The sequence below is a fragment of the Streptomyces sp. NPDC001415 genome (genome assembly GCF_053597395.1).
Window position 1 is genome coordinate 313,839 of record NZ_JBSFIE010000004.1, and the last position, 25,012, is coordinate 338,850.

Here is a 25,012-nt window from a genome sequence, read left to right on the forward strand (position 1 = left end):
ACCCGCGTGAACGGTCGTGGAATCGATTACACGCACGCATTGGAATCGATTACATGCGGGTCGGGCAAGACCTGGAGGAGGGAGGAGACCGGATCGTGACAAGGAATCTCCCGCGACACCGGAGCGCGCCAGTCCGGCCGTGCGAGCTGTGACTTAGCGGCTCAGTTGGCCCTTTGGCGTCCGAGTTGGCCCGGCTGAGCGCCGCAGCTGGCCCGCCTGATGAGGTGGGCGCTGCCGACCTGGGCGTTTCGGCCGCGCGCGGCACCCCAGGAGAGACCTGTCACCGTGCGTCGCGTATCTGAAGAAGGTACGCCGCAGTCAGCGCAACGGCACGGTCCACGTCATGCGACAGCTCCACGAGGGCACGTAGCGCCCTCGTCCCCGGGATGCCCGCCAGCGCCTGGGTCAGCCGTCCGCGTGCAGGCGCTTCCGTGGTGTCGTGGGCCAGGCGGTCGACGAGCCTGGTCGCGATCTGATCCGCCGTCGCGGTGTCGCTCGCCAGCACGCTCAGTGCATCGGCTGCATCGGTGTCGTTCCTGCCCTCCACGATCAGGTCGATGAGTGTCGGGACCGCATCGGCCACACCACGTGTCCCGAGCACCAAAGCCGCATACCCGCGGACCACGACGTCGGGGTTCGCGAGGGCGTCCCGCAGCCGCGCGGTAGCCTCACCACCGGGCATCTCGGCGAGAGACTGAACGGCGCGTTTCCGCACCGCGGGCACCGGTGAGCCGAGGCCCTCCGCCAGCAGTGCCGGGCCGCAGTCGCCCCCCGATCGCGCCAGCGCCCATCTAAGGGCCCCGGCGACGTTCGGCTCCGTCTCGCTCAGTGCCGCCTCGACCAGGGCCTCCACCGGCACCGGAACCTCGTCGACCGAGGAAAGGGCGGCGCGCTGACGCGCGTCGGCGCTCTTCGACCCCAGGGCCTGGAGGAGTGCAACGACCTGAAGGACGTCCTCCCAGCCGGCGGGGTCCGCGGCATTGATCCGACGGAGCCGCGTGAGCAGCTCGGTCTCCGCCGCGATGCGGTCGCGTGTCTGACGGATGAGGTCGTCGACAAGCGCCGAGGGCGCGAAGCCGGGATCGTCGAGCGCGCGCCCGATCTCGCGCAGCGACAGCCCCAGCGACCGCAGGCTCTCGATATGGAAGATCCGTCGGATGTCCTCCGCGGAGTACTCGCGATAACCGGAGCCGGTACGGCCCGAAGGCCGCACCAGACCGAGCGACTCGTAATGCCGGAGCATGCGAGCACTGACCCCGGACCGTCGAGCCACCTCACCGATCAACACGTCCTATCGTCCCTCCCGGCCGGACCCGCCGAGGGCCACGACGCGCTTCGCTTCCTCGATCGCGAACTCGAATCCGGCATCCGGCTCGCGTAGCAGCCGTTGTGTGGCGAGCGCGTGCGCGCGCACGCGTGGGTCGGGGGCCGTCGTCGCAGCATGCAGAGCCGGCAGAACCGCTTCACCCAGCGCGATCAGCGCCCGGCTGAGACTCAGCTGCGTCTCCCGCCCACCGCGCCCGAGCTGCGTCGCCAGCACCGCGGCCAAGGCGGACTCCTCGCCTTCCGGCACGAGCACGACCGCGGTCCGCCAAGCGCTCCGCGCCACCTCGTCGTCGGCGTCGGACAGCAGCGCCCGTGTGATCGCCGGCCACGCCTGCCGGTCCCCGATCTTGGACAGCGTGTGCAACGCCTGGCTCCGTGCCTGCGAACGCTCCGAGCGGACTTCGCGGACCAGCTCGGGAAGCGTCATGGACACCGGATGGCGGGTGAGCGCCCAGGTCAGCATGTCGCGGACGAAAAACTCGGGCTCGATCGCGCATCGCTCGATGAGCTTGTCGACGAAGCGCGGGTCAGGCGCCGTGCCGACCGCCAGAGCAGCCCGCAGTCGCACGGACGAACGGCCGTCCTCCAACCCCTGAAGCGCCCGTATCGCACCCGTGTCCTGTCTCGTGATCCTCATCTAGACCACCTCCTCGGCAAGCAGTGAAGACCCTGTCACCGTGTCAAGGTCAAACAGGGCCCGCTGCGCGATCACCAAGTCCCTGCCTAGGGCCAACCCTGACTCTCAGACGGGCCAACTCAAGTGCCAAAGGGTCAGATCGGCTGCTCAGTCTCACGAGCGCGCCAGTCCGGCCACACGGCAGGGTTGCATAAACATTCGTATTGATGCATACTCTTCCCATGTCCAAGGTTCTCACCTCCCTGCCCGCCGGCGAGCGCGTCGGCATCGCCTTCTCCGGCGGACTCGACACCTCCGTCGCGGTCGCGTGGATGCGCGACAAGGGCGCCGTCCCCTGCACCTACACCGCCGACATCGGCCAGTACGACGAGCCCGACATCGCGTCGGTGCCCGGCCGTGCGAAGGCCTACGGTGCCGAGATCGCGCGCCTGGTCGACTGCCGGGCGGCACTGGTCGAGGAGGGCCTGGCCGCGCTCGCCTGCGGCGCGTTCCACATCCGCTCGGGCGGTCGCGCCTACTTCAACACCACCCCGCTGGGCCGCGCAGTCACCGGCACCCTGCTCGTGCGGGCGATGCTGGAGGACAACGTCCAGATCTGGGGCGACGGCTCGACCTTCAAGGGCAACGACATCGAGCGGTTCTACCGCTACGGCCTGCTCGCCAACCCGCACCTGCGGATCTACAAGCCCTGGCTGGACGCGGACTTCGTGACCGAGCTCGGCGGCCGCAAGGAGATGTCGGAGTGGCTGCTCGCCCACGAGCTGCCCTACCGGGACAGCACGGAGAAGGCGTACTCCACCGACGCCAACATCTGGGGCGCCACGCACGAGGCCAAGACGCTTGAGCACCTGGACACGGGCGTCGAGACCGTCGAGCCGATCATGGGCGTGCGGTTCTGGGACCCGTCGGTCGAGATCGACACCGAGGACGTGACGATCGGCTTCACCCAGGGCCGCCCGGTGACCATCAACGGCAAGGAGTTCGCCTCGCCGGTCGACCTGGTGATGGAGGCGAACGCGATCGGCGGCCGCCACGGCATGGGCATGTCCGACCAGATCGAGAACCGGATCATCGAGGCGAAGAGCCGCGGCATCTACGAGGCCCCCGGCATGGCGCTGCTGCACGCGGCGTACGAGCGCCTCGTGAACGCGATCCACAACGAGGACACCCTCGCCCAGTACTACAACGAGGGCCGGCGTCTGGGCCGGCTCATGTACGAGGGCCGCTGGCTGGACCCGCAGGCGCTGATGGTCCGCGAGTCGCTCCAGCGCTGGGTCGGCTCCGCCGTCACCGGCGAGGTGACGCTGCGGCTGCGGCGCGGCGAGGACTACTCGATCCTCAACACCACTGGCCCCGCCTTCAGTTACCACCCGGACAAGCTGTCGATGGAGCGGACCGAGGACTCGGCGTTCGGCCCGGTGGACCGGATCGGCCAGCTCACGATGCGCAACCTCGACATCGCCGACTCGCGCGCCCGCCTTGAGCAGTACGCCGGTCTCGGCATCGTCGGCACGGCGCACCCGGAGCTGATCGGCGCCGCGCAGGCGGCGGCGACCGGCCTCATCGGGGCCATGCCGGAGGGCGGCGCGGAGGTCATCGCCTCGCGCGGCGAGGTCTCCGCCGCCGACGAGCTCCTCGACCGCGCGGCGATGGAGTCCGGCACGGACTGACGACATGCGTCGGCCCGCTCCTCACGAGGAGCGGGCCGAGGTGTTCGAGAGCCTGTGGTTGAAAGTCTGTAGTTGAGAGCCTGTGCTTGAACTCCGTCCGGCCCGGGCCGGGTTCAACCACAGGCTCTCAGCCGTCGAGCAGCCGCTGCGCGGTGAGGGCGAGCCGGGCTCTCAACAGCCCGGTGGGCTCGGTGAGTTCGAGGCCCAGGGTCTTCCCGATCAGCTCCAATCGGCGGGCGACGCTGCTGTGGTGCAGATGGAGCAGGTCCGCGGCCCGGCGCAGGGAGCCGGTGGCGCAGTACGCGTCCAGCGTCTCCAGATCCTCCGGGTTTCCGGCGAGGCGCGCGATCGCGGCCACATCGGCGTTGGCGCGCGAGGCGCCCTGCGGTATCTCGGCCAGCAGGGCCAGCGCGCCCAACTCCTCATAACGGACGACCGGTTCGCGCACGCTGGCGAAACGGAGTGCGGTACGCGCTTCGCACCAGGAACGGTCGGGGCTCTCGGCGGCGCCGATGCCCGCGCGTACGCCGGCCGGAAGCCCGGCCGGATCCACGCTCGCGGCCAGGATCACGCCCACGTCACCGAGCGGCGCCGCCTTCACCGGACGCGCGGGGCACAGCAGAGCGCCGACCCGGTCGAGCGGAAGGTGCGAGCGTACGGCGACGACGCGGACCGGCGCCCCGGCGGCGAAGCCCAGGAGCCGTAGCGCCCGGGCTCGGGCCGCCTCCTCGCTGTCCGAGCTGACGACCAGTTCGACGAGGGCGGGATCGGCCATGGTGGTGCGGGCCGGCCCGTACCGCTCGACGGCCGCCGCGACGGCGATGGAGAGCCGTTCGAGCACCATGTCGTCGAGCGGTCCTGTCGCGCCGGGCCGTTCCAGCCACACCGTGCCGATCTCCTCCTCGTCGAGGGTGATCGGCGCCGTGCTGGACGGAGGCGGCGGCGGGGTGGACGCCGCCGACCCGTCGGGCGCGAACCGGACCGCCCGCCCGGTGCTGTGCAGCCGGATCCCGGCCACGCATTCGGCCAGACCCGCCGAGGCCCGGGCGAGCACCGGGAGATCGACGCGGCGGCGCATCAGCGTGTCGTAGAACATGACGACGCGGATGGCGCCTTCCGCCGCGGAATCCAACTGCGACAGCCGTATGACCAGTGCCTCCATGACACCTCCCCCACAGGAGGGTAGGCGCCGAACGGTGCGTGATGGGCACCCGATGCCCGACGCCCGGCGGATGCTCCCGGGGACCGGCCGGGCCGAGGATGGTCCCCATGGAACACAAACTGGATCCCGAACTCGAAGCATTCATCTCGCTGTTTCCCCGCGCCGACCTGACCGACCCGGTCAAGGAGCGCGTGAACTTCGCCGCGCTGGCCGCCTCGGTACCGGCACCGGACACCTCGAACCTGGACGTCGAGGACCTCATGGTGCCCGCCGCTCCGGAGGTGCCCGTACGGATCTACCGCCCGCGCCAGGCGCAGGGCGCCATCATCTGGCTGCACGGCGGCGGATTCGTCATGGGCGACGTGGAGACCGAGCACCCGTGGGCCGCCCGGATCGCGGAGGCCTCCGGCGCCGTGGTGATCTCGGTGGGCTACCGCCTGGCCCCCGAGAACCCGTTCCCGGCCGCGCCGGACGACGCCTATGCCGTACTGACCTGGGCGGCCGGGCACGCGGCCGAACTCGGCATCGACCCGGACCGGATCGCGGTGGGCGGACACAGCGCCGGTGGGGGCCTCGCGGCCGCGATCGCCTTGCGGGCACGTGACGAACAGGGCCCGCGGATCCACTTCCAACTGCTCAACCAGCCGGGCCTCGACGACAGCCAACAGACTTGGTCCGCAAGGGAGTTCACCGACACACCTTGGATGACCCGCGACAAGATCACCGCATCGTGGCGCCACTACCTGGGCTCCACACCGGTCTCGCCGTACGCCGCCCCCGCCCGCGCCACCGACCTGTCCGGACTGCCACCCGCGTACATCGCGACGGCAGAGTACTGCCCGAACCGCGACGAGGACATCACCTACGCGCTGCGCCTGTTGCAGTCGGGCGTACCGGTCGAACTGCACCAGTGGTCCGGCACGTTCCACGGCTCGCAGGCACTCCTGTCGGCGGAGGTGTCGCAGCGTCAGCTGGCCGAACTGGCCGCGGCGTTGCGCCGAGCCCTGGCCAAGTGACCCCACCCGCTTATGCCGAGGTGCACGTGGGTGTACGTGGGTACACCCCCGCCCGGTTGCCAGGCCCAATGTCCGCACTCCTCGGAGTCGGCATCGTCTAAGGCAGACGTTGTCGACCAACCCACGGGGGCAGTTCAGATGGGCAACACCGGATACGAGTACAAGTCGGCGCCCGGCAGGAATGCACCCCCTCAGGCTTCTTCACCCGGCCGCACCGGGCGCACGCGCACCGGGCACATCGGGCGAATGGCGGGCGTGTTCCTGGCGGTCACATTCCTGGCGGCCGGGCTGCTCGGTGCGGCGCAGCCCGCGTCCGGGATCCCGGACGAGGTCGTCCAACTGACCCAGTTCGGCCCGGCACTTGGGGTCGCGACCGCCGCGCTGGTGTGGCGGACGCGGATACGTTCGCTGCTCGCCGGATCCCTCCAGGGCGACCACCAGAGCGCACGGAGCGGCCTGCCGCTGCTCTTCACCGCGCCGCTCGTCATCGCGCTCTGCGCGGGCACGTACGCGATCGTCACCAGGGACGGCCACTTCACCAGCCCCGGCACCTTGCGGCACTCGTGCCCGCTCATCGTCGCGGCGCAGTTCATCGGCGCGTGCGGTGAGGAGATCGGGTGGCGCTGCTTCCTTCAGCCACTGCTGCGCACCCGCTTCGGCGCGCTCGTGTCGTCCGTCGCGGTGGGGCTGTTGTGGGGTGTCTGGCATGTTCAGGTCTTCGCGCAGGCTCCTGCGTACGCGGGCGGGTTCCTGCTCGGCTCGGTGTCCCTGTCCGTCGTCATGGGGCTCGCCCTGGACCGGGTGCGGGCGTGGCGGCTCCCGCTGGCCGGGGGCTTTCACGCGCTGATCAACCTGGGGATGCTGCTATTCATGGACGAGGAGTCCGGAGCGGTGCTGCCGATGGTGCTGTTCGGGGCGGCGGCCCTGGTGGCCGCGCTGCTGTGGGCGTGGAGGACCCCGGCTAGGATCCACGCGTTCCCCGAAACTCGGACCCCGAACCCCGTTCGATGACGCGACAGGCAGCGATGGCACCGGCAGTCTCCCGATCCCTGATCGCCGTCGGCCGGTGCCAGTTGGCGAGTCTGCTCTCCCTGGGAGTGGCGGCGGTGGGCACCCTCGTGGTGTGCGCCCTCCTCCTGCTGCCGATCGGCGTCGGATTCGGGCTGCTGCTGCCCGCGGCGACCGTCCTTCGCACGCTGTCCGACCGGTCCCGCAGGTGGGGCACGGAGTGGACCGGGGCACGTATCAGCCCACCGGATCCCCTCGCCGTCGACCGCCGCTTGAGCCGACGCGGGCAGGCGGCCGCGATCCTCGGCGACGAGGGGTTCTGGCGCGATCTGGCGTGGGCCTGGGTGGAACCGGTGACCGGCGGGCTACTGGCTGCCGTACCCCTCGCGTTCATCGGGTTCGGGGCGTTCGGGACGCTGGTGCAGCCGTTCGTCTGGCGGCACCTCGGCCCCGGAAACTGGTACGCGTTCATCCCCGTCGACAGCACCGCGACCATGCTCGCGGCGGCACTGCTCGGCCTCGTGTTCATGGCCGGCGGCGTACTCATCGCGCCGAAGGTTCTGCGCCTGCGAGCCCGCTGGAGCCGCCCGCTGCTCTCGGTGCCGCGCAGCACCGAACTCGCCCGCCGGGTCGACCGGCTCACCGACACCCGCGCCCAGGCCCTGGACACCCAGGCGGCCGAACTCCGGCGCATAGAACGGGACTTGCACGACGGAGCGCAGGCCCGGCTGGTCGCCCTGGGCATGACCCTTGAGCGCGCCACCGTGCTCCTGGAGAGCGACCCCGGCGCCGCCCGCGCCCTCCTCCTTGACGTACGCGACACCTCGGCGCGGGCGCTCGGGGACCTGCGCGACCTGGTGCGGGGCATCTCCCCGCCGGTGCTCGCCGACCGCGGCCTGGGCGACGCCGTGCGCTCGCTGGCGCTGGACAGCCACCTCGACGTCGAGGTCGAGGTCGGGCCCCAGCTGCCCGGAAGGCTGGCCTCCCCCGTCGAGTCCGCCGCCTACTTCGCGGTCAGCGAGCTCCTCGCGAACGCCGCCAAGCACGCGAACGCCCGGAACGTACGCATCGTGCTGGAGTACGCCGGCGAACGGCTCCGGATCACGGTCACGGACGACGGCCACGGCGGCGCGGATGCCTCACGAGGCACCGGACTGCTCGGCGTCCGGCGCCGGTTGGGTACGTTCGACGGGACACTCGTCCTGCACAGCCCGCAGGGCGGGCCCACCACTGTGACGTTGGAGATTCCGTGCGCGTTGTCCTCGCCGAAGACCTCTTCCTCCTGAGGGACGGGCTGATACGCACGCTTCGTGAGCACGGCTGCGACGTCGTCGCCGCGGTGGACAACGGCCCGGCCCTGCTGCGGGCGCTCCTGGACGAGCGGCCGGACGTCGCGGTGGTCGACGTACGACTGCCGCCGAGCTTCACCGACGAGGGCCTCCAGGCCGCCCTCGAAGCCCGCCGCACCTGCCCCGGCCTGCCCGTCCTCGTCCTCTCGCAGTACGTCAACCAGCTGTACGCCAATGAGTTGCTGGCCGGGGGCGAGGGTGCCGTCGGCTACCTCCTCAAGGACCGGGTGACCAACACGGAGCAGTTCATCGACGCGGTCCGCCGGGTCGCGGCGGGCGGCACCGTGATGGACCCGCAGGTCATCGCCAAGCTGCTGGCCCGCAGTGACGCCCGCGGCACGACGGACAGCCTGACCCCGCGCGAACACGACGTCCTGGAACTGATGGCAGAGGGCCGCTCGAACGCCGCCATCGCCCACACCCTGCACTTCAGCGAAAGCGCCGTGGCCAAACACACGGCGAGCATCTTCACGAAGCTGGACATCGCCCCGTCGGCCGACGACAACCGGCGGGTGTTGGCGGTGCTGGCCCACCTCAAGAGGTAGTTGCCGCCAGATCGACAGAGCGGCCCGGCCCGGCCCGAGGGCCGGACAGGGCCGAGGGCCGGACAGGGCCGAGCACGTGTCCAGAGGTCAGAGTCGGCGGCGGTACACAGCGCTCTACCAAACTGAGCTACACCGGCCGGAGCCGACGACGGGACTCGAACCCGCGACATCTCGATTAACAGTCGAAGTAACCGCTGCCTGCGCACCTGGACGAGCACCACCGTAGCTCGCGCGCGATCACGCCGGCACGCGAATAAAGTCCCGCCCTGCCCAAGCTGGTTCCTCACATCACCCGGAGCTGGGTGAGGACGACGGCGAGGACGACGCATGGGGTTCCTCGGCCGGGATGTCGTACACGTGCTTCGGGCTCACCACCTTGGTGATCGCCCGGCCGAAGAGGGTGCTGGGCTCGCTCCCGTTGTGGAGGATGTCCGTGTTGAGGACCAGGGACATCGTGGCCTTCGCCTCGGGGAGGTACACCGTCAGGGACTCGTACCCGGGCAGTGAGCCGTTGTGGCCGATCCAGCCCTCGATGTTGAAGATGCCCAGACCGTAGCCGCCGTGCGGAATCTTCGTCGGGATGGTCTTGAGGCGCTCGGCCTGCGTCTTGGGGGACAGCAGGGTGCCGGTGGCCAGGGTGGTCGCCCAGCTCTTCAGGTCCGACAGGTCGGAGATCATCGCTCCGGCCGCCCAGCCCCAGGAGGGGTCCCAGTCCGTGGTTTTCTCGACCTTTCCGGACAGGGTCTGGTTGGTGTAGCCCTGGGCGTGCGGGCTGGGGAACGCGGCGTTCGTCGGGAAGCTGGTGTGGGTCAGCCCGGCCGGCTTCACGACCTTCTGTTCGATGAACTGGTCGAGCGGCATGCCGCCCGCCTTCTCCACGACGAGCCCGAGCAGGATCAGGTTGGTGTTGCAGTACAGGAAGTCCTTGCCCGGCTGGAACAGGACCGGGTGTTTGAAGGCGTAGTCCAGCAGCTGCTGCGGCGTGAAGGGCTTGGTCGGGTTGGAGAGCAGCGCCTTGACGAAGCCTTCGTCCGCCGAGTAGTTGAACAACCCGCTGCGCATCTCGGCCAGTTGACGCAGGGTGATCCTGTCACCGTTGGGGACGCCCGGGATGTACTTGCCGATCGGATCGTCGAGGCCCACCTTGCCCTGGTCGACGAGTTCGAGCAGCGCGGTCACGGTGAAGGTCTTGGTCACACTGCCGATGCGCATGTACATGTCCTGCTTCATCGGGGCGCCCGTGGCCTTGTCGGCGACACCGAAGGCTTTGACGTAGCTGCCCTTGCCGGGTGCCGAGAGACTCACCATCACGCCGGGGACGTTCGCCTCACTCATGACCTGCTTGATGGCGGTGTCCAGCTTCGCGGCGACGGCCGGGCTGAGCTGGACGAAGTCGCTGTCGCTCGACGCCGACACGGAGGGGGACGGGGGCACCGCGGCCCCGTACGCGCTTCCCGTGACGGCCGGCACGGTCAGCAGCGCGGCCGCCGCGACCCCCACGCCCGCTCTGCGCCACTGGATGTGTGAATACCTCACGGGCAGACCTCCTGCCGGAAGAGGAACGCCCGGACACAGACATCCGGACGACGACATCACTCGCTTCCCACGCTAGGCCCGCCGAGCCGCCCTCGCATGGCGGCGCCCGGGTTGCGGAGGCGGCCGGTCCGTGCGGTCCCGACGGCAACTGAAGGGATGACCGCTCCCCCCTCCTTGCCCAAGGACTAGCCTCGCCCCATGAACGCCATGGCCATGGAGCAACCCTGGGACCCTTCGACTGAAGGCGTCCTACGGCTGCCGTCCGGACTGCTCGTACGCGGCCGGGGCCTGAGGAAGCCCCTCCCGCCCGGCCCGAAGCCGGAGTTCGCCCTCCACCTGCGCGGCCGGCGCCCCGCACCGGTGGAGTGGGACCACCAGTGGCTCCGCTGGCCGGACTTCTGGCTCCCGACGGACCGGGCAGCCTTCACGCAAGCACTGCGCACACTGCTGGCACGCGCCGGGAAGGAACGCGTGGAAGTAGCCTGCGGAGGCGGCTTCGGCCGCACGGGCACAGCCCTGGCCTGCCTGGCCGTCCTGGACGGCGTCCCGAACGCGGATGCGGTGGCGTACGTACGGGAAAACTATTCGCCCCGCGCGGTCGAAACGCCTTGGCAGCGGGGGTTCGTGGCGAGGTTCGGACAACACCGGCCCGACCCGAGTCGGCCTCGACCTGAAGCACCGGACGCATAGGTGATTCCCGGGGGCAAACCCCCACCTTGCATGCCCGATCGGCGGACGACGCGACCCACTATCGAGTTACTTAGGTTAGCCTCACCTCTCATGAATCTCGTTCACCTGGCCGCCTCGGCCGGCTACACCACGCCCCCGCTCTGGCGGATTCTCACGAAATCGGGCTATTTCGCGGGCTTGTCCGGGGCCATCGGCGCCACAGTGACGTACGCGGCGACCGTCCGCCCGGCACTTCGCGCGCCGGGGAACGAGCAAGGTGACATCGACGTACTGGCTCGGCGGTCGGCGAAATACCTGGCGTGGGCCGGCGTCGCACTGCTGGTGACCGGCTATCTCCAGCTCGCCGGTCGTGTGGCCCGGGCCGGGAAGGGCATGCCGTTCGGCGAGGCGCTCGCCCCGGGGAACATCTGGGACTTCCTTCGCGCGCCTGCGGCGAAGGGCGCATGGGTGGCTCAGGGAACGATCCTCATGGTGCAGAACGTCGTCCTGGTACTGGCGTCCGCGACGCTGATCGCGCTGTTCTCGGGCCGCGTTCGAAGACGTCTCGACGCCCTCGCTCTCACCGCGCTGCCCCTGACGTTGGCCGTGTCGCTCATCGCGGCGGTCCCGGCCACCGCGCCGAAGAACGCGGAGAAGGTGGTCGACCTCGTGTGCTCACAGATCCACATCGTGAGCGGCACGGTGTGGGTCGGCGGCCTGGTGGTCCTCGCCGTCCTCGCCACGACCCGCGGTCGCCTGAGCGAGGGCGCGGGCGCGCTCTGGGCGGATCTCTGGCGCCGCTTCAGCCTCGTCGCCCTCGTCTGCGTCGGCGCCGTACTCACCTCCGGACTGTGGATGAGCTGGAAGCACGTCGGCGGCATCGGACAGCTGTGGAGCACGAGTTACGGACTGTTCCTGCTCATCAAGATCGTGCTGGTACTCGGCATGGTCGTGGCCGGCGGCGTCAACCAGTTCTGGCTGATGCCCCGCATCGCCCAGGCCCGCCGCGCCGACGCCACGGCGTCCCTGCTGCACCTGACACTGCGTCACTTCCCGAAGGTCGTGTGGGCCGAGGTCGCCCTGGGAATCGCCGTCCTGGCCGTGATCCCCTTCCTCAGCGGCTCGGCCCGCGCGGAAGCGGGCAGCCCGCCGGCCGTCACGAACGCCGGCATCATCACGGTGGGCGCCGCCCTGGTCCTCACGCTCGCGGCGTCCCTCTGCATCACGGCGAGGACGTCCGACGCGCTGGCCCGCCGCGGGAGCCCGGCTGTGGCCTGATCGGGACGGGGTTGGACCCAGGCTCTCAGAGAAGTCCCAGATCGCGGAGTTCCTTGTGGAGGTCGGCGCGGCCCGCGTCCACCGGGGCCGCGGGACGCGCTTCGCCCGCGACGGCTGCGGGACGGCGACCGTCACGCAGCAGGTACGCGCCGGCCATGCCGCCGACCAGCCCACCAAGGTGCGCCAGCCAGCTCACTCCCGGAGTCCCAGGAACGGCGACCGTCACCATGTAGGCGAAGGAGGCCGCCATCACCAGGCCGATGAGCGTGTCGATGAGACGGCGGTCGAACAGGCCGCGCAGCACCACGTATCCGAAGTAGCCGAAGATCACGCCGCTCGCGCCGACCCCGATGGTGTGGCTGCCCTGGAAGACCCAGACCGCGAGGCCGCTGGTCACCGCGACGAGGAGGGTCAGCCACAGAAAGCGGACCACACCGCGGTACGCCGCCAGGAACCCGAAGACGAACAAGGGCCCGGAGTTGGCCTCGATGTGGTCCCAGCCGAAGTGCAGGAAGGGCGCGACCAGGATGGCTCCCAGACGGCTCGGGTCGTGCGGGATGACCCCGAAGTCCATGTCCAGGCGGTAGTCCGACAGCCAGTTGACGACCTGGAGGACCCAGACGACCACCATGAATCCGAACATCACGAAGAACGCCTTGCGCGCCTCCGCGATCATCTCTTCGGCGCTCCGCCGCCCCGTCCGATCCCACCCCTGCAGCAGCCCGCCCACCGAATGCGCCCCCTGTAGCCCTGTGCTCGAATCCCTGGAATCCGAAGGGGCATGGTAAGCCCGCGGGGAATGCCGCGGGAAATGTCCCATGAAGTGCCGCGTGAACGGGCGACTGGGGCGGGCGGGATCAGCACTGATCGGGCCGGATCACCGTCGTCCTGAAAGGCCCTCCGTCGGCGGCAGCGTGGGCAACGGCCGCATGGGCCTCGTCCAGAGGGAATTCCGTCACCTCGAACTGGGTCAGATCCAGGAGGCCGGACCCGATCAGGCCGGTGAGGCGATGGCCGGCGCCCGGCGGACACAACCACTGGCCCCGGACCGTGATGTTGTTCCGCATGAGCCACGGGTAGGGCAGCTGGAGGTCGTCGCCGCCCAGCATGCCGACGCCTCCCATCAGGACGACCCGGCCGAACTCGCGCACGGTCATGGCCGCCGTCCGCACCAGGGTCGCCCCGGCCGCAGGCGGCAGCAGATCGAGTACGCAGTCGATCGGGCCCGGGGCCGTCCGGCGCATCCGTTCGCGGTTCTCGTCCTGGTCATCGGTGAGCCGCACGGGCCGGACGCGCGGGCCGAAGCGGCGTACCAGGTCGTCCAGCACCTTCTCGTTGCGGCCGGGCGCCACCACGCACCCCGCCCCCATCGCCAGGGCGACCTGTACGGCCGCGCTGCCGAAGTGGCCGGTCGCGCCGCTCACGAGCAGCGTCTCACCTGCCTCCAACCGCGCCGCGAGGAGGCCTCCGTACGGCACGAGGAGCAGTCCGAGTGCGCACCAGCGCCCGGCGTCCGCAGGGGTGATCGGGCCGATCGGGACCGCGCTCTCGGTCGGGATCAGCATCCGCTGGGCGAAGCCACCGTGGCGGAAGTGACGCTGCAGGTGCAGCCCGCCGTCACCGCGGGCGCTCAGGCCCTGGAGGGTGATGTCGGGCGTCTTCCCGCCGTCGCGCGAGCGCACGGTCGGGTCGCAGTAGACCCAGTCGCCGACGGCCAGACGCGTCGCGTCGGGCCCGACCGCCCGCACCCTGCCGACCGCCCCGGCTCCCGGCACGAGCGGCAGTTGGAGCAAGTACCGGCGCTCGCCGCTCAACACCTCACCCATGTACGGGAGTACAGGACTCGCCACGACATCCACGACCACCTCCCCCGTACCGAGGACCGGGTCCGGCATTGCCTCGATCACCAGCGGTGATCCGAACGACCTCAACAGTGCGGCCTTCATGGTCATGGCTCTTCCCTGGATGCTCTGGAGTTCCGTGGAGTGGGACCACCATGACGAGTCGCCCCACCCGCATCCAGGAGTGGCTCATCCTAGGACTGCCAGCCCTCTGCCAAGCCTCTGCCTGACGTCCGGCTGGGCAGCGACGCCGAACGGGGACGCCGCATCAGCCGGCGAGCCTCTCGATCGCGGCGGGGGTGACGGGGGTGAAGAAGTTCACGAGGTTGCCGTCGGGGTCGCGCAGGAGGAGCGAGCGGTTGCCCCACGGCATCGTGGTGGGCTCCTGGACGAAGTCCTCGACGTGGGCGGTCAGGTTCTGGTGGACGCCGTCCACGTCGTCCACGCGGAATTCGAGGATGACGCTCCGGTTGTCGGCCGGGTGGGCGGCGCCGGGTGCGAACAGGGGGACCGTGCGGGTGCTGCCGATCGCGAGGGTGGCCGTGGCGGTCCTGAGTTCGGCGAAGTCCTCGGTGGACCAGGCGGCGCGCACGCCGGTGGCGCGCTCGTAGAAATCGACGAGGCGGGTGATGTCACCCGTGATGACGCGGATCGAGACGAAGTCCATGGGGTGGCTCCTTGAGCGTGTGACCAGTGCTTGTGGTCGCACGCTACGACCGATACCGGACAGAATCCGTCCGGTATCCGCGAGAGACTTCCGGACATGCCCCGACCCACCGCCCGCGTACTCACCCTGCTGGAACTCCTGCAGTCCGGCGGCGTCCGCAACGTCGCCGAACTCGCCGGTCAACTCGACGTCGACGAGCGCACGGTGCGGCGCTATGTCCAGCACCTCATCGATCTCGATGTGCCCGTCAAGTCGGTGCGCGGGCGTTACGGCGGCTACCGGCTCGCCCCCGGCTACCGCATGCCTCCCCTCATGCTGAGCGACGACGAAGCGCTCGCGGTGCTCCTCGGCCTGGTCGCCGGTCAGCGGGCCGGTCTGATGACGAGCACCGGCGCGGCGAGCGAGACGGCGGCGGCCAAGATTTGGCGGGTCCTGCCCACGCGGCTCGCCCGCAGGCTCGACGCCGTCCTCGACTCGCTGGCCTTCACGACCCCGCCCGGCGACTCGGTCGGGCCCGAGAGCACGGTCCTGCTCACGATCGCCGACGCCGTACGCCACCACCGGCCGGTCTCGCTCCGGTACGCCGCCGCCGATGGCCGGCGCAGCGAACGCACCCTGCACCCGTACGGGCTCGTCGCCCACTGGGGGAAGTGGTACGTGACGGGCGAGGATCCCGCTCTCCGCGAGGAGCGGACGTTCCGGCTCGACCGCATCGCCGATGCGAGGACTCTGCCCGGCTCGTTCGTGCCGCCCGCCGGAATCGACCCGGCGGAACGTGTCCTGTCCGGGCTCGCCACAGCTCCGTACCGGCATGCGGTGACCCTGCGGATCCAGGGAACGGCCGAGCAGATCCGCGCCCGGCTGCCCGCCGGGCTCGCGACCCTGGAGGAATTGCCGTCCGCCACCCGCGCGGATGCGTCGGCCGGGCCCTGGTGCCGGGTCGAGCTTCGGGTGGAGCGGCTCGACTGGCTGCCAGGCGTACTCGCCTCACTGGACCGGCCGTTCGTCATCGAGCGCCCGGACGAACTCCGCGCCCTCGTCGCCGGTCTCGCCGCCCGGCTCGCCGTTTCGGCCCGGCCGCCCGGGGGCGGCGGGAGGCATCAATGACCCCTGTCCGGTGTGCCGGCTCAGTTGTCATGGGCATCTGGCCTGCGAGTTGGGACACGCAGCACGCGCCATCCCGGCGCCCCGCGTTGCGCGCGCGGCGACTCGGGGCTCCGCCCCGTCGTCAGGCGCGGCAGCGCAGCATCTCGAAGGCCGGGTTGGCCCGGTAGTCCGCCCAGAACTCGCCACCGTACGCGGCGATCCCGGCAGGTGACACCTCCGTCGGCACCCATGTGATCTCGCTGAACCCCGCCTTGGCCAGGCAGGTTTCGAACACCTCGCGGCGTGCCAGCCCGGAGGTGAACGAGATCGGCGCCCCCTCCAGCAGCGCGGTGACCTTCACCCGGGGCCCGGTTTCGGACTGTTCGCCGGTCAGCTCGGTGAGGAACCCGTACGGGCGCGGCGACGGCCCGGAGAAGTCGTAGTCCGGCTTCTGGTGCAGCATGAAGAACTCGCCGCCGCTCTTCAGGCTCTCGTGCACCTTGCGACACAGGTGCTCGAACTCGGCGTCGGTTTCCGCGTAGTTGAGCAGCATCACGGCGGTGGCGACATCGAATCGTTCTTCCGCCAGTGACAGGTCGGCCACGTCACCGACCTGGTAAAGCACTCCGAGCGGGTCGGCCTGCTCGATGCCTGCCGCGGCGGCGATCATCTCGCCGGAAATATCGACGCCGAACACATCCGCCGCGCCGCGCCGCTTCAGCTCGCGGCTGTAGAACCCGGTTCCGCAGGCCAGGTCGATCACCTTCTTGCCGGCGACGTCCCCGACCATGCCGAGGAAGCTGGGCGCCTCCACGTACTGGGCCAACGGCAGGGCCTTGAACCCCTCGAACGCCTCACCGATCTCGTCGTACATCTCCTGCGTGCTCACTGAGCACTCCTCCCGTTGGTGGTGCACTCTCCCTGGACACCGGCAGTCTCTCCACATCCGGCAGCGGGCCCGTACTGGCAGAAGCTACGAAAGATCAGGGGCGCGAGGCGGTGGTCACACGAACGCGGCGTGCCCAAATGGCCGGGACCCCCACACGAATTCGAGGAGTCGGGGTCACTCGCGTGTCGATGCATTAGGGCTGGCGATACGAGGCTGGACGCGCCCCGCCCCGGCGATCTCGTAGCGCCGTGGCGATCAGGTCATGGATGAGGTACTCCCCCGGGGCACGGTTCTCCTTGAGCCGGGCGAGGTCCTGGGGCCCGAACCAGTCGTAGCCAGTGTGCTTGGACCACTCCAGGGCGGGGTGGTCCAAGTCGCCGTCGACCTCGACGAGATAGTCGGCCTCCTGCCGCACCCGGCCGTCGTCGTCCCCGGCCCAGCTGGTGACGCCCAGCAGCCCGCACACGCGACGCACCCGCCAGCCGGTCTCCTCCTCGACTTCCCGCGCGAGGGCGCCGATGAGGGACTCGCCGGGCTCAACGTGCCCGCCGGCGATGTCCCAGCAGTCCGGGAAGAGACGGCGATGGGGACCGCGTTTCTGGGCGAAGGCCTTGCCGTCCCGATTGAGGATCACCGCGCCGACGGCCCAGAGTTCGCCGACGGCCGGCACCAGGGCCCGGACGCCGCTGTCCACGGCGATGTCGTGCTGATCTTCTGACATGCCTTCACGGTAACCGCAATCCAGGCCCCAACTCCGCTCCAGTGAAGTCGAGTTCGAGGGCAGGGCGGCCGCCGGAGCCGAGCGCGAACGCACCCCCGTCCCCCAGGAATTGCCTCCGGTTTACCCGCACTCCCTTCACAAGCCATGTGACATATGCAATTTTACAGACCGCACGAGCAAGCCGCGTTCATGCCAATCGATCAGTACGACCCGCGGGTGTCATCGGGTCCGCTCCGCCGTGCCCCGGAGTCAGGGGCGGCTCGCCCCGAAGCAAGGGGCGGGTACGCACCGGGTTCCGGGGCGGTCGGACGGCCCGTGCCCGCGGTACCCCCACCGCCGCGCCCCGAGCGCGGCCTTCACACCGCTGGGAGGCGGCACGTGAACACCCGTCCAGATGGACAAAGACGAAGTCTCACCGGCTTCCTGATACTTGCCCTCGCCCTCTGCCTGGGCCTCGCCATGCTCGTACAGCCGGGCCGAGCCGCCGCCGTCGACGGCCCCTCGGGGTCCACCGGCGCGGCGCAGCCCAAGAGCAAGTCCGCGCCCCCGCCGGTCGGTTCGACGGCCGACGTGTCCGACCGTTCCGACGCCCGGCACAGCCCGATCGACGCCGCTCATCTTCCCCCCAACAGACCGCTGACCTCACCGGTCACGCAGAAGCCGAGGAGCAGCGCGGCGAAGGGCGCGGCCGCGGCGTCCTGCACCCCGGGCGACTTCGGCAGCCGGACCGGGGCCGACCTGGTCGCGTTCGTCCAGGCGTCGACCACCAACTGCGTCAACACGCTGTTCAGCCTCACCGGGACCAACGCCTACAACGCGTTCCGCGAGGCGCAGATGGTCACCGTGGCCAACGCCCTGCAGAACACGGCGCGCACCTACCCGGGTGACAACTCCACCAACGTCTGGCAGCTGGTGCTGTTCCTGCGCGCCGGGTACTACGTCCAGTCCAACAACGCCTCCGACGTCGGCCCCTACGGCCCGACCCTGGCCACCGCCAGCGAGGCCGCCCTGGACACGTTCACCGCCTCCTCGCACTTCATGGACGTCAGCGCGGCCAACGGCGACATCATGGGCGAGGTCCTGATCCTCACCGACAGCGCCAACGAGCAGGCCCGCTACCTGAACACGTACAAGAAGGTGCTCAACGCCTACAACAGCTCCTACGACGCGTACTGGAGCATGGACACCGCCGTCAACGACGTGTTCACCCCGCTCTTCCGCGGCCACTGGAACCCGGCGTACATCTCGGCGGTGACCGCCGACCCGAGCATCATCGACACACTGAGCAGCTTCACCCTGAACCACCTCTCCAAGCTCAACGACGCCTGGTTCTACCTGGCGTCCAACGCGGGTACGGAGACGGCCCGCTTCCTCGACACGCCCGCGCTGCAGGCCAAGGTCAGGCCGCTGGCGAAGGGGCTGCTCGGCGCCTCCGCCATCACGGGTCCGGCCGCGCCGCTGTGGGTCGGGGTCGCCGCGATGACGGACGCCAACGACAAGGCCCAGTGCTCGTACTACGGCACCTGCGACTTCGTCGGCCAGCTCACCAAGGCCGCGCTGCCGATCACGTACAACTGCGACGCCGGCCACACCTTCCGCGCCCAGTCCCTGACCGACGCCGCCCTCACCGCGGCCTGCACCAGCCTCAAGGGTCAGGACGCGTACTTCCACAGCCTCGTCAAGGACAACGGTCCCGTCGCCGACGACCACAACACGAACATCCAGATCGTGACGTTCGCCAGCCCGAAGGACTACCAGACGTACTCCGGCTGGATCTTCGGCAACAGCACCAACAACGGCGGCGAGTACCTGGAGGGCAACCCCTCCGACCCGAACAACCAGGCCCGGTTCCTCTCGTACGTGAAGAGCGTCAACGACGGCTTCCCCGGCGACATCTGGAACCTGAACCACGAGTACACGCACTACCTCGACGGCCGCTACGACATGGCCGGTGACTTCAACGCCGGGCAGGCCGTGCCGGACATCTGGTGGATCGAGGGCTTCGCGGAGTACGTCTCGTACAGCTACCGCGGCATCGCCGACACCGAGGCGATCGCCGACGCCGCGCAGCACACCTACGCGCTGAGTACGTTGTGGCAGAGCACGTACGCCAACTCCGACCTGACCCGCACCTATCCGTGGGGCTACCTCGCCACCCGCTACATGGTCGAGAAGCACCCCGCCGACGTCCAGAACATGCTGACCAAGTTCCGTGCCGGCGACTACACCGGTGCTTACGCGGTCTACAACACGGGCATCGGCACCCGCTACGACGCCGACTTCAACACCTGGCTCGACGCGTGTGCCGCCGGCGCCTGCGGTGCCACGAGCAGCGGCCCGGCCGCGGGCTTCGACGCCACCGTCTCCGGCCTGACGGTGAACCTGACCGACAAGTCGACCGACGCCGGCAGCACCATCACCGCCCGTGCGTGGGACTTCGGCGACGGCACGACCTCCACGGCCACCAGCCCGTCGAAGACCTACAAGGCCCCCGGCACGTACACGATCACCCTGAAGGTCACCGACGCCAAGGGCAAGACCGCCACCACCACCAAGTCCGTCGCGGTCACCGGCGCCCTTCCCACCTGCACCAACGCCGACCCCCGCGTCATGGACCAGAACTGCTCCCGCTCGGGCCGCACGGCCACGGCGGGCAACCACGACTACATGTTCCTGTACATGCCGGCCGGAAAGGTGACCCTCCACATCACGACCACGGGCGGCACCGGCAACGCCGACCTCTACTACAACCCGAACGGCTGGGCCACCAACACGTCCTACACCGCCCGTTCGACCAAGGCGGGTAACACCGAGAGCATCACCGTCACCAACAGCACTGCCGGATACCGGTACATCAGCCTGTACGCGAAGACCGCGTTCAGCGGAGTAACGGTCACGACGGCCTACTGATCCCGGTCCACTGATCCCATCGGGGTGCCGGTCCGGAGAAGCGGGCCGGCACACCGAGGTCGGGAAACGGCTTCCCCCGTGGCGAAATCCCATCGGTCCGCGCACGGTGTCGACTTGAGCCGGATCACCTGCGATTCTCCTATTACAACGGCGTATTCGCAGTCGTGGAAGTTGTAGGTGCGACATGGCGGGATGGCTGCGGACTTCGGTCTGGCGGATGGGTGCGGTGGTGGTGCTGTGCGTGCCGACGGTCGCGGCGTGCAGCAGTGCGGGCTCGACCGGAGCCGACAGACCGGCGGTGACGCCGACGGCCCCGCCCGCGTCGGACGCCTCGGACGCCGGGTCGGCGTCGGGCGGCGCGACGTCGCAGGGCCCAACGTCGGAAGGCAGCACGTCATCGGTCGGCGGCACGGCATCCGGAGGCTCAGCCTCGTCGGGCGGATCGACCTCGTCGGGCGGCGGCACCTCGTCCAGCGGAGGAGGCTCAACCAGCGGCGGCACGTCCTCCATCGGCGGCACCTCGTCCGGAGGCGGAACCTCCACGACCGGCGGGAAGTCATCCGGCGGGGGGACCTCGACGAGCGGCGGCAAGTCGTCCGGCGGAACCGGGTCCGCCTCCGGCGGCCGGAGCAGCGGGGGCGCGGGCGGGCCGACCGCCCCGGGGTCGCCGTTGCACATCCCGGCGTTCGGGCGGTTCGGCCTGCCCATCAACGAGGAGGGCCCCGGCACCATCTGGGAAGAGCTCAAGCAGAAGTTCGTCAAGGAGTGCGGAGGAAAGCTCTGCGTCAAGCTGGTCCACGCCTACCAGAAGGCGGGCCCGGACAGCACCCCCTGCGGTTATGTGGGGATGGATCCGGCCGAAGGCAAGCAGTTCCACCGGGGCGACACCGTCAAGGTGATCGGCGCGGCCCCCTGCGGCACGGGTTCGAGCCCGAAATCCCCAAGTCCCCCTGAATCCCCGCCCGTTGGGTCGGGCACGCACAGCCCTTCGGCCTCTCCGGCACACCGCGCACCCCCCGCCTCCACCTCTCGCTCCCCCTCCCCCTCCCGGTCCTCATGAGCGAAGGAGCACCAGCCGCGCCCGCGGCCACCCCTGTCCGCAGGCTCGGCGCGCTCTTCGGCGCGGTGGTCGCCCCGACCAGTTTCGTCTCGGCGCTGCTCTACTACTTCGGCTACTGGCACGTGTACTGGTTCTTCGCCTACTTCGGCGTCAACTCCACCGTCCTCGACTTCGGCACGGTCGACTATCTGATGCGCAGTCTCGACGCCCTCTTCATCCCGATGGTCGTCGTAGCGGCGGGCGGTCTCGCTGCGTTCTGGGGCCACGATCTGCTGCGTACGAGGATCGCCGCGGGACCGGAGCCGCGGCTGCTGCGCTACGCGCTGCCCACCGTCGCCGCGACCGGTCTGTTGCTGACGCTCGGCGGCCTGTACAGCGTCGTCGACCGGCGGTTCTTCCTCAACCACCACCTCGTGGCAGCCCCCTTGAGCCTCGCGTCCGGCGTGATCCTGCTGGCGTACGCACTCCATCTGCACCGCACCGTCACGCGGGCGGCGCCACCCGGAGGCCCAGCGCCGCCGGGGAGTACGGAACCACCGCCGGATGGCGAGGACCCGCCTCCCCCGCCCAGCCCCGCTCCCCGGCCGGAATGGGCGGCGCTCGCCGAATGGGCCGTCGTCTTCGTGCTCATCGGACTGGGCCTCGTCTGGGCGGCCAACGACTACGCCGCTGCCGTGGGCCGGGGCCGCGCCCAGCAGCTCGTCGACGAACTGCCGTATTCCGACACCACCGTCCTCTACAGCGAGCACGGCCTCTCGCTCACCGCGCCCGGCGTGCGCGAAACCCACTGCCGCGACGCCGATTCCGCCTACCACTACCGCTACGACGGCCTCGTCCTCATCCTCCAGTCCGCGAACCAGTACGTGCTGATCCCGCAGGACTGGGCCCTCTCCACCGGAGTGGCCCTCGTGCTGCCGCGCAGCGATGCCGTACGCCTGGAGTTCGCGCCGTACGGGTCCCGGGTCAGCGCCGGCCGCTCCCCCGCCTGCTAGCACCGCTGCGTCGGCTACGTCACTGTGACCCTCAGACGGCGGTGCGCACGGTCGGCAGCGGCATCAGGACCGGGCCTGCCGTCGGGTCCTTGCGGCAGGCGTCGCCGCACTCGGCGTCGAGCGAGCAGCACAGCGAGCAGATCGGTCCGGCCTGGACCGGGCAGTCGGCGATGTCCGGGAGTTCGTAGGCCGTCTCGCAGACCGCGCAGGTGTGGGTGGCCGTCACGTCCGCCACAACCACGTCCGGTCCGTTCACCGGGTTGGGGCGGGCGAGGTAGTACCTGCCTCGGGTGGCCCAGGCGATCAACGGGCAGAGCACGAGGGCGAGTCCGGCCGCGATGAAGGTCGAGAAGGCTTCGGCGTACCGGCCGAACAGACCGAAGAAGGCCAGGATGGAGACGACCGACGCGATCACCATCGAGCCGAACCCGGCCGGGTTCACGGCGTACAGATAAGCCCTCTTGAACTCGATGTACTTCGGGCTCCAGCCCACCCGTTTGTTGATGACGAGGTCCGCGGCGACGGCCGTGATCCAGGCGATGCCCACGTTCGAGTAGAAGCCGAGCAGCTTGTTGAGGGCCGCGAACATGTTCATCTCCATCAGCGTGAGCGCGATGGCGAGGTTGAGGAAGATGTACCAGACCCGGCCCGGGTGGCGGTGGGTGAGCCGGGAGAAGAAGTTCGACCAGGACAGTGAACCGCTGTACGCGTTGGTCACGTTGATCTTCACCTGCGAGACGATCACGAACAGCGCGGCGGCCGGCAGCGCGAACGATCCGAGCCAGGGGCGCAGTGCCTCGATCTGCGGGGCGATCGGCTCCAGGGCGTGGGTCTTGCCGACCGCCTCCAGGGCCACGAAGGCGAGGAAGGCGCCGCCGAGCTGCTTGGCGGCCCCGATGATCACCCAGCCGGGTCCGGCGGCAAGCACGGCGAGATTCCAACGGCGCCTGTTCGTCTCGGTCTTGGCGGGCATGAACCGCAGGTAGTCGGCCTGTTCTCCGATCTGCGCGATGAGCGAGAGCGCCACGCCCGTGCCGAGCCCGAAGCCGATCCAGGAGAAGCCGGAGCCCGCCCCCTCGGTGCCGCCGAACGAGCCGAACGCGCCCCAGGCGTCCGGGGCTTCGAAGGCCAGCACCAGGAACGGCAGGACCATGCCGATGATCCAGAGCGGCTGGGTCCAGGCCTGCACCTTGGCCAGCGCCCCCATTCCGCGGAACACGATCGGGATCACGATCAGGGTCGTCACCAAGTATCCGACCTGGACCGGGAGTCCAATGGCCTGGTGCATGGCCTGAGCCATGATCGAGCCTTCGAGGGCGAAGAAGATGAAGGTGAACGAGGCGTAGATGAGGCTGGTGAGGGTGGACCCGAAGTACCCGAAGCCGGCCCCGCGCGTGATCAGGTCCATGTCCAGGCCGTACTTGGCGCAGGCTCGCGCGATCGGGATACCGGTCACGAAGATGATGGTGGCGGCGGTCAGGATCGAGGCGAATCCGCTGGTGAAGCCGTAGGTGAAGACGATGGACGCGCCGATCGCGAAGTCGGCGAGGTAGGCGATGCCGCCGAGCGCGGTGGAGGCCACCATCGTGGGTGACCAGCGCCGGAAGGAGTGCGGGGCATAGCGCAGCGAATAGTCCTCGCGGCTCTCGTCGGCGGCCATCCTGGCGTAGCTGCGCCGAGGCCCGTCCTGCGGCGGCGGCTGCGTGCTGGTCCTGGCGGATGGTGCGGCGGCGGTGTCCGTCATCGCGGCTCCCTGTTCGTCGGTCCGTGTGCGGTACGGACCGGAAGGTAGGAGCCGGACATGACGGCACGCCGTCACTCAGGATTTCCTGCGCGTTAAGGGAGCCCGCGGCGAGTTAACTCCGGGTCACGCGGAACGGACCCGGCCCCTGGAACCCCGGCAGCTGATACGGGCGCCGGCACCCGCCGTAGTACCCCGTCGCGGGCCACTGGGCACCGTTCGCGCCGGGCAGCGGGCGGACCTCGATGGCGTCGAAGTCCGGTGTCCAGGCAGCGGAGTTGGAGAACGTCAGCGAGTTCGACGAGCCCCTCGCCAGGGAAACCTCGACCGACACGGTGCCGGGCGCGGTCCACGAGCCGGTCGGCGGGAAGGACACCGTGGTGGCCTGCTGTCCATTGACCTGGAGCACGGCCGTACGGGCGGCGTTGGCGCCGTTGGTGTAGGCGATGTCGACGACGTTGGTGCCCGTGGCGTCGGCCCTGACGTTCAGGAGCGGGGCGCCCGGGATGGCCCACAGGTTCATGTGGCTGCGGTTCTGGGCGGCGGTGAACCCGTCCAGGCCGACCATGAGCATGTCCGGGTCGTTGTAGTAGCCGGTGTGCTGGGCCGAGGGGTGCGCGTTCGTGTCGAAGTTGGCGAGCATGCTGTCCCACGACGGCGAGTTGCCGTGGAAGATGATGTCGGTGTTGGTACGCCACAGGGCGGCCATGCCGGCGCCCCAGTTCCAGGGGTCCTGCTTGCCCCAGTCGCAGACCGACAGGGTCAGCGGGCGGCCTGTGGCGGCCGCCGCTTTCGCGGCCGCGTCGATGATGGCCCGGTAGGTGGACTTGGCGTCGAGGCCCTCCTTGTCGCCGCCGCACCAGTCGACCTTGACGTAGTCGAATCCCCGCTTCGAGAACTGGAGCATGT

General features: G+C 69.8%; 22 protein-coding genes and 1 tRNA gene. 11 read left to right on the forward strand and 12 right to left on the reverse strand.

All coding sequences use genetic code 11. From position 1 onward, the window contains the following. Positions 1-280 precede the first annotated feature (280 nt). Together ACWC2B_RS07575 and ACWC2B_RS07580 are read right to left on the reverse strand one after the other, a co-directional pair. The gene (locus ACWC2B_RS07575) at positions 281-1,288 is read right to left on the reverse strand and encodes a MerR family transcriptional regulator (protein WP_450715509.1); all 1,008 of its coding nucleotides are present in this window, start codon (positions 1,286-1,288) and stop codon (positions 281-283) included. A 3-nt stretch (positions 1,289-1,291) separates the two neighbouring features. After that, positions 1,292-1,963: a HEAT repeat domain-containing protein gene (locus tag ACWC2B_RS07580; protein ID WP_450715510.1), complete on the reverse strand. Its 672-nt coding sequence runs from the start codon at positions 1,961-1,963 to the stop codon at positions 1,292-1,294. A 221-nt stretch (positions 1,964-2,184) separates the two neighbouring features. On the opposite strand from ACWC2B_RS07580, the gene argG reads away from it, so the two are divergent. Then, complete coding sequence (argG, locus tag ACWC2B_RS07585; protein WP_450715511.1) at positions 2,185-3,633, forward strand: argininosuccinate synthase; 1,449 nt, start codon at positions 2,185-2,187, stop codon at positions 3,631-3,633. Between the two features lie 127 nt (positions 3,634-3,760). Here argG and ACWC2B_RS07590 read toward each other — a convergent pair whose 3' ends face one another. Continuing rightward, a complete protein-coding gene (locus tag ACWC2B_RS07590) occupies positions 3,761-4,795 on the reverse strand; it encodes a PucR family transcriptional regulator (RefSeq protein WP_450715512.1) in 1,035 nt (344 codons plus the stop codon). Between the two features lie 107 nt (positions 4,796-4,902). Here ACWC2B_RS07590 and ACWC2B_RS07595 point away from each other — a divergent pair, with 107 nt between their 5' ends. The 4 genes from ACWC2B_RS07595 (at position 4,903) to ACWC2B_RS07610 (ending at position 8,713) form a co-directional block, all read left to right on the forward strand. Beyond that, positions 4,903-5,811, forward strand: a complete 909-nt coding sequence (locus tag ACWC2B_RS07595) for an alpha/beta hydrolase (protein ID WP_450715513.1) — start codon at positions 4,903-4,905, stop codon at positions 5,809-5,811. Positions 5,812-5,949: 138 nt separating this feature from the next. After that, positions 5,950-6,822 (forward strand): CPBP family intramembrane glutamic endopeptidase, encoded by an 873-nt coding sequence (locus ACWC2B_RS07600; protein ID WP_450715514.1) that lies wholly within the window; start codon positions 5,950-5,952, stop codon positions 6,820-6,822. Then, entirely contained in the window at positions 6,819-8,105 is a 1,287-nt protein-coding gene (locus ACWC2B_RS07605; RefSeq protein ID WP_450715515.1) for a sensor histidine kinase, read from the forward strand. Before ACWC2B_RS07600 ends, ACWC2B_RS07605 begins: the two co-directional genes overlap by 4 nt. Next, complete coding sequence (locus ACWC2B_RS07610) at positions 8,069-8,713, forward strand: response regulator transcription factor (protein ID WP_450715516.1); 645 nt, start codon at positions 8,069-8,071, stop codon at positions 8,711-8,713. Before ACWC2B_RS07605 ends, ACWC2B_RS07610 begins: the two co-directional genes overlap by 37 nt. 143 nt (positions 8,714-8,856) lie before the next feature. Here the strand turns inward: ACWC2B_RS07610 and ACWC2B_RS07615 are convergent. Both ACWC2B_RS07615 and ACWC2B_RS07620 read right to left on the reverse strand, forming a co-directional pair. Continuing rightward, positions 8,857-8,934 (reverse strand) — tRNA-OTHER (locus ACWC2B_RS07615). 67 nt (positions 8,935-9,001) lie between these two features. After that, positions 9,002-10,249: a serine hydrolase domain-containing protein gene (locus ACWC2B_RS07620; protein ID WP_450715517.1), complete on the reverse strand. Its 1,248-nt coding sequence runs from the start codon at positions 10,247-10,249 to the stop codon at positions 9,002-9,004. Between the two features lie 213 nt (positions 10,250-10,462). Here ACWC2B_RS07620 and ACWC2B_RS07625 point away from each other — a divergent pair, with 213 nt between their 5' ends. Together ACWC2B_RS07625 and ACWC2B_RS07630 are read left to right on the forward strand one after the other, a co-directional pair. Continuing rightward, entirely contained in the window at positions 10,463-10,939 is a 477-nt protein-coding gene (locus ACWC2B_RS07625) for a protein-tyrosine phosphatase family protein (RefSeq protein WP_450715575.1), read from the forward strand. 90 nt (positions 10,940-11,029) lie between these two features. Continuing rightward, positions 11,030-12,196 (forward strand): copper resistance D family protein, encoded by a 1,167-nt coding sequence (locus ACWC2B_RS07630; protein ID WP_450715518.1) that lies wholly within the window; start codon positions 11,030-11,032, stop codon positions 12,194-12,196. Positions 12,197-12,221: 25 nt separating this feature from the next. Here ACWC2B_RS07630 and ACWC2B_RS07635 read toward each other — a convergent pair whose 3' ends face one another. From ACWC2B_RS07635 to ACWC2B_RS07645, 3 genes are all read right to left on the reverse strand, one after another. Continuing rightward, positions 12,222-12,872, reverse strand: a complete 651-nt coding sequence (locus ACWC2B_RS07635) for a rhomboid family intramembrane serine protease (RefSeq protein WP_450715519.1) — start codon at positions 12,870-12,872, stop codon at positions 12,222-12,224. A 181-nt stretch (positions 12,873-13,053) separates the two neighbouring features. Continuing rightward, positions 13,054-14,148, reverse strand: a complete 1,095-nt coding sequence (locus ACWC2B_RS07640; RefSeq protein ID WP_450715520.1) for an alcohol dehydrogenase catalytic domain-containing protein — start codon at positions 14,146-14,148, stop codon at positions 13,054-13,056. Positions 14,149-14,305: 157 nt separating this feature from the next. Further along, positions 14,306-14,704: a VOC family protein gene (locus ACWC2B_RS07645; protein ID WP_450715521.1), complete on the reverse strand. Its 399-nt coding sequence runs from the start codon at positions 14,702-14,704 to the stop codon at positions 14,306-14,308. A 96-nt stretch (positions 14,705-14,800) separates the two neighbouring features. Between ACWC2B_RS07645 and ACWC2B_RS07650 the strand changes: the two genes are divergently transcribed. Next, entirely contained in the window at positions 14,801-15,811 is a 1,011-nt protein-coding gene (locus ACWC2B_RS07650) for a helix-turn-helix transcriptional regulator (RefSeq protein ID WP_450715522.1), read from the forward strand. A 121-nt stretch (positions 15,812-15,932) separates the two neighbouring features. On the opposite strand, the gene ACWC2B_RS07655 is transcribed toward ACWC2B_RS07650, so the two are convergent. Both ACWC2B_RS07655 and ACWC2B_RS07660 read right to left on the reverse strand, forming a co-directional pair. Next, positions 15,933-16,679: a class I SAM-dependent methyltransferase gene (locus ACWC2B_RS07655; RefSeq protein WP_450715523.1), complete on the reverse strand. Its 747-nt coding sequence runs from the start codon at positions 16,677-16,679 to the stop codon at positions 15,933-15,935. A gap of 193 nt (positions 16,680-16,872) precedes the next feature. After that, positions 16,873-17,400: an NUDIX hydrolase gene (locus ACWC2B_RS07660; RefSeq protein WP_450715524.1), complete on the reverse strand. Its 528-nt coding sequence runs from the start codon at positions 17,398-17,400 to the stop codon at positions 16,873-16,875. 378 nt (positions 17,401-17,778) lie between these two features. Between ACWC2B_RS07660 and ACWC2B_RS07665 the strand changes: the two genes are divergently transcribed. The 3 genes from ACWC2B_RS07665 to ACWC2B_RS07675 all read left to right on the forward strand — a co-directional run bounded on the left by ACWC2B_RS07665 (position 17,779) and on the right by ACWC2B_RS07675 (position 22,362). Further along, complete coding sequence (locus ACWC2B_RS07665) at positions 17,779-20,310, forward strand: collagenase (RefSeq protein ID WP_450715525.1); 2,532 nt, start codon at positions 17,779-17,781, stop codon at positions 20,308-20,310. 184 nt (positions 20,311-20,494) lie between these two features. Next, positions 20,495-21,370, forward strand: a complete 876-nt coding sequence (locus tag ACWC2B_RS07670) for a hypothetical protein (protein ID WP_450715526.1) — start codon at positions 20,495-20,497, stop codon at positions 21,368-21,370. Continuing rightward, on the forward strand, positions 21,367-22,362 hold the full coding sequence (locus ACWC2B_RS07675; protein ID WP_450715527.1) for a hypothetical protein: 996 nt from the start codon (positions 21,367-21,369) through the stop codon (positions 22,360-22,362). Before ACWC2B_RS07670 ends, ACWC2B_RS07675 begins: the two co-directional genes overlap by 4 nt. A gap of 31 nt (positions 22,363-22,393) precedes the next feature. Here the strand turns inward: ACWC2B_RS07675 and ACWC2B_RS07680 are convergent, their stop codons facing one another. Together ACWC2B_RS07680 and ACWC2B_RS07685 are read right to left on the reverse strand one after the other, a co-directional pair. Beyond that, positions 22,394-24,106: a purine-cytosine permease family protein gene (locus ACWC2B_RS07680; RefSeq protein WP_450715528.1), complete on the reverse strand. Its 1,713-nt coding sequence runs from the start codon at positions 24,104-24,106 to the stop codon at positions 22,394-22,396. Positions 24,107-24,218: 112 nt separating this feature from the next. Continuing rightward, on the reverse strand, positions 24,219-25,010 hold the full coding sequence (locus ACWC2B_RS07685) for a hypothetical protein (RefSeq protein ID WP_450715529.1): 792 nt from the start codon (positions 25,008-25,010) through the stop codon (positions 24,219-24,221). Between the last annotated feature and the right edge of the window lie 2 nt (positions 25,011-25,012).

What these genes read in the sequence shown, in the direction of transcription:
- ACWC2B_RS07580 (WP_450715510.1), bottom strand. Translation starts at nt 1,963, where the DNA reads ATGAGGATCACGAGACAGGACACGGGTGCGATACGGGCGCTTCAGGGG.
- argG (WP_450715511.1), top strand. Translation starts at nt 2,185, where the DNA reads ATGTCCAAGGTTCTCACCTCCCTGCCCGCCGGCGAGCGCGTCGGCATC.
- ACWC2B_RS07590 (WP_450715512.1), bottom strand. Translation starts at nt 4,795, where the DNA reads ATGGAGGCACTGGTCATACGGCTGTCGCAGTTGGATTCCGCGGCGGAA.
- ACWC2B_RS07595 (WP_450715513.1), top strand. Translation starts at nt 4,903, where the DNA reads ATGGAACACAAACTGGATCCCGAACTCGAAGCATTCATCTCGCTGTTT.
- ACWC2B_RS07600 (WP_450715514.1), top strand. Translation starts at nt 5,950, where the DNA reads ATGGGCAACACCGGATACGAGTACAAGTCGGCGCCCGGCAGGAATGCA.
- ACWC2B_RS07605 (WP_450715515.1), top strand. Translation starts at nt 6,819, where the DNA reads ATGACGCGACAGGCAGCGATGGCACCGGCAGTCTCCCGATCCCTGATC.
- ACWC2B_RS07625 (WP_450715575.1), top strand. Translation starts at nt 10,463, where the DNA reads ATGGAGCAACCCTGGGACCCTTCGACTGAAGGCGTCCTACGGCTGCCG.
- ACWC2B_RS07630 (WP_450715518.1), top strand. Translation starts at nt 11,030, where the DNA reads ATGAATCTCGTTCACCTGGCCGCCTCGGCCGGCTACACCACGCCCCCG.
- ACWC2B_RS07635 (WP_450715519.1), bottom strand. Translation starts at nt 12,872, where the DNA reads ATGATCGCGGAGGCGCGCAAGGCGTTCTTCGTGATGTTCGGATTCATG.
- ACWC2B_RS07640 (WP_450715520.1), bottom strand. Translation starts at nt 14,148, where the DNA reads ATGACCATGAAGGCCGCACTGTTGAGGTCGTTCGGATCACCGCTGGTG.
- ACWC2B_RS07645 (WP_450715521.1), bottom strand. Translation starts at nt 14,704, where the DNA reads ATGGACTTCGTCTCGATCCGCGTCATCACGGGTGACATCACCCGCCTC.
- ACWC2B_RS07650 (WP_450715522.1), top strand. Translation starts at nt 14,801, where the DNA reads ATGCCCCGACCCACCGCCCGCGTACTCACCCTGCTGGAACTCCTGCAG.
- ACWC2B_RS07660 (WP_450715524.1), bottom strand. Translation starts at nt 17,400, where the DNA reads ATGTCAGAAGATCAGCACGACATCGCCGTGGACAGCGGCGTCCGGGCC.
- ACWC2B_RS07670 (WP_450715526.1), top strand. Translation starts at nt 20,495, where the DNA reads ATGGCGGGATGGCTGCGGACTTCGGTCTGGCGGATGGGTGCGGTGGTG.
- ACWC2B_RS07675 (WP_450715527.1), top strand. Translation starts at nt 21,367, where the DNA reads ATGAGCGAAGGAGCACCAGCCGCGCCCGCGGCCACCCCTGTCCGCAGG.
- ACWC2B_RS07680 (WP_450715528.1), bottom strand. Translation starts at nt 24,106, where the DNA reads ATGACGGACACCGCCGCCGCACCATCCGCCAGGACCAGCACGCAGCCG.
- ACWC2B_RS07685 (WP_450715529.1), bottom strand. Translation starts at nt 25,010, where the DNA reads ATGCTCCAGTTCTCGAAGCGGGGATTCGACTACGTCAAGGTCGACTGG.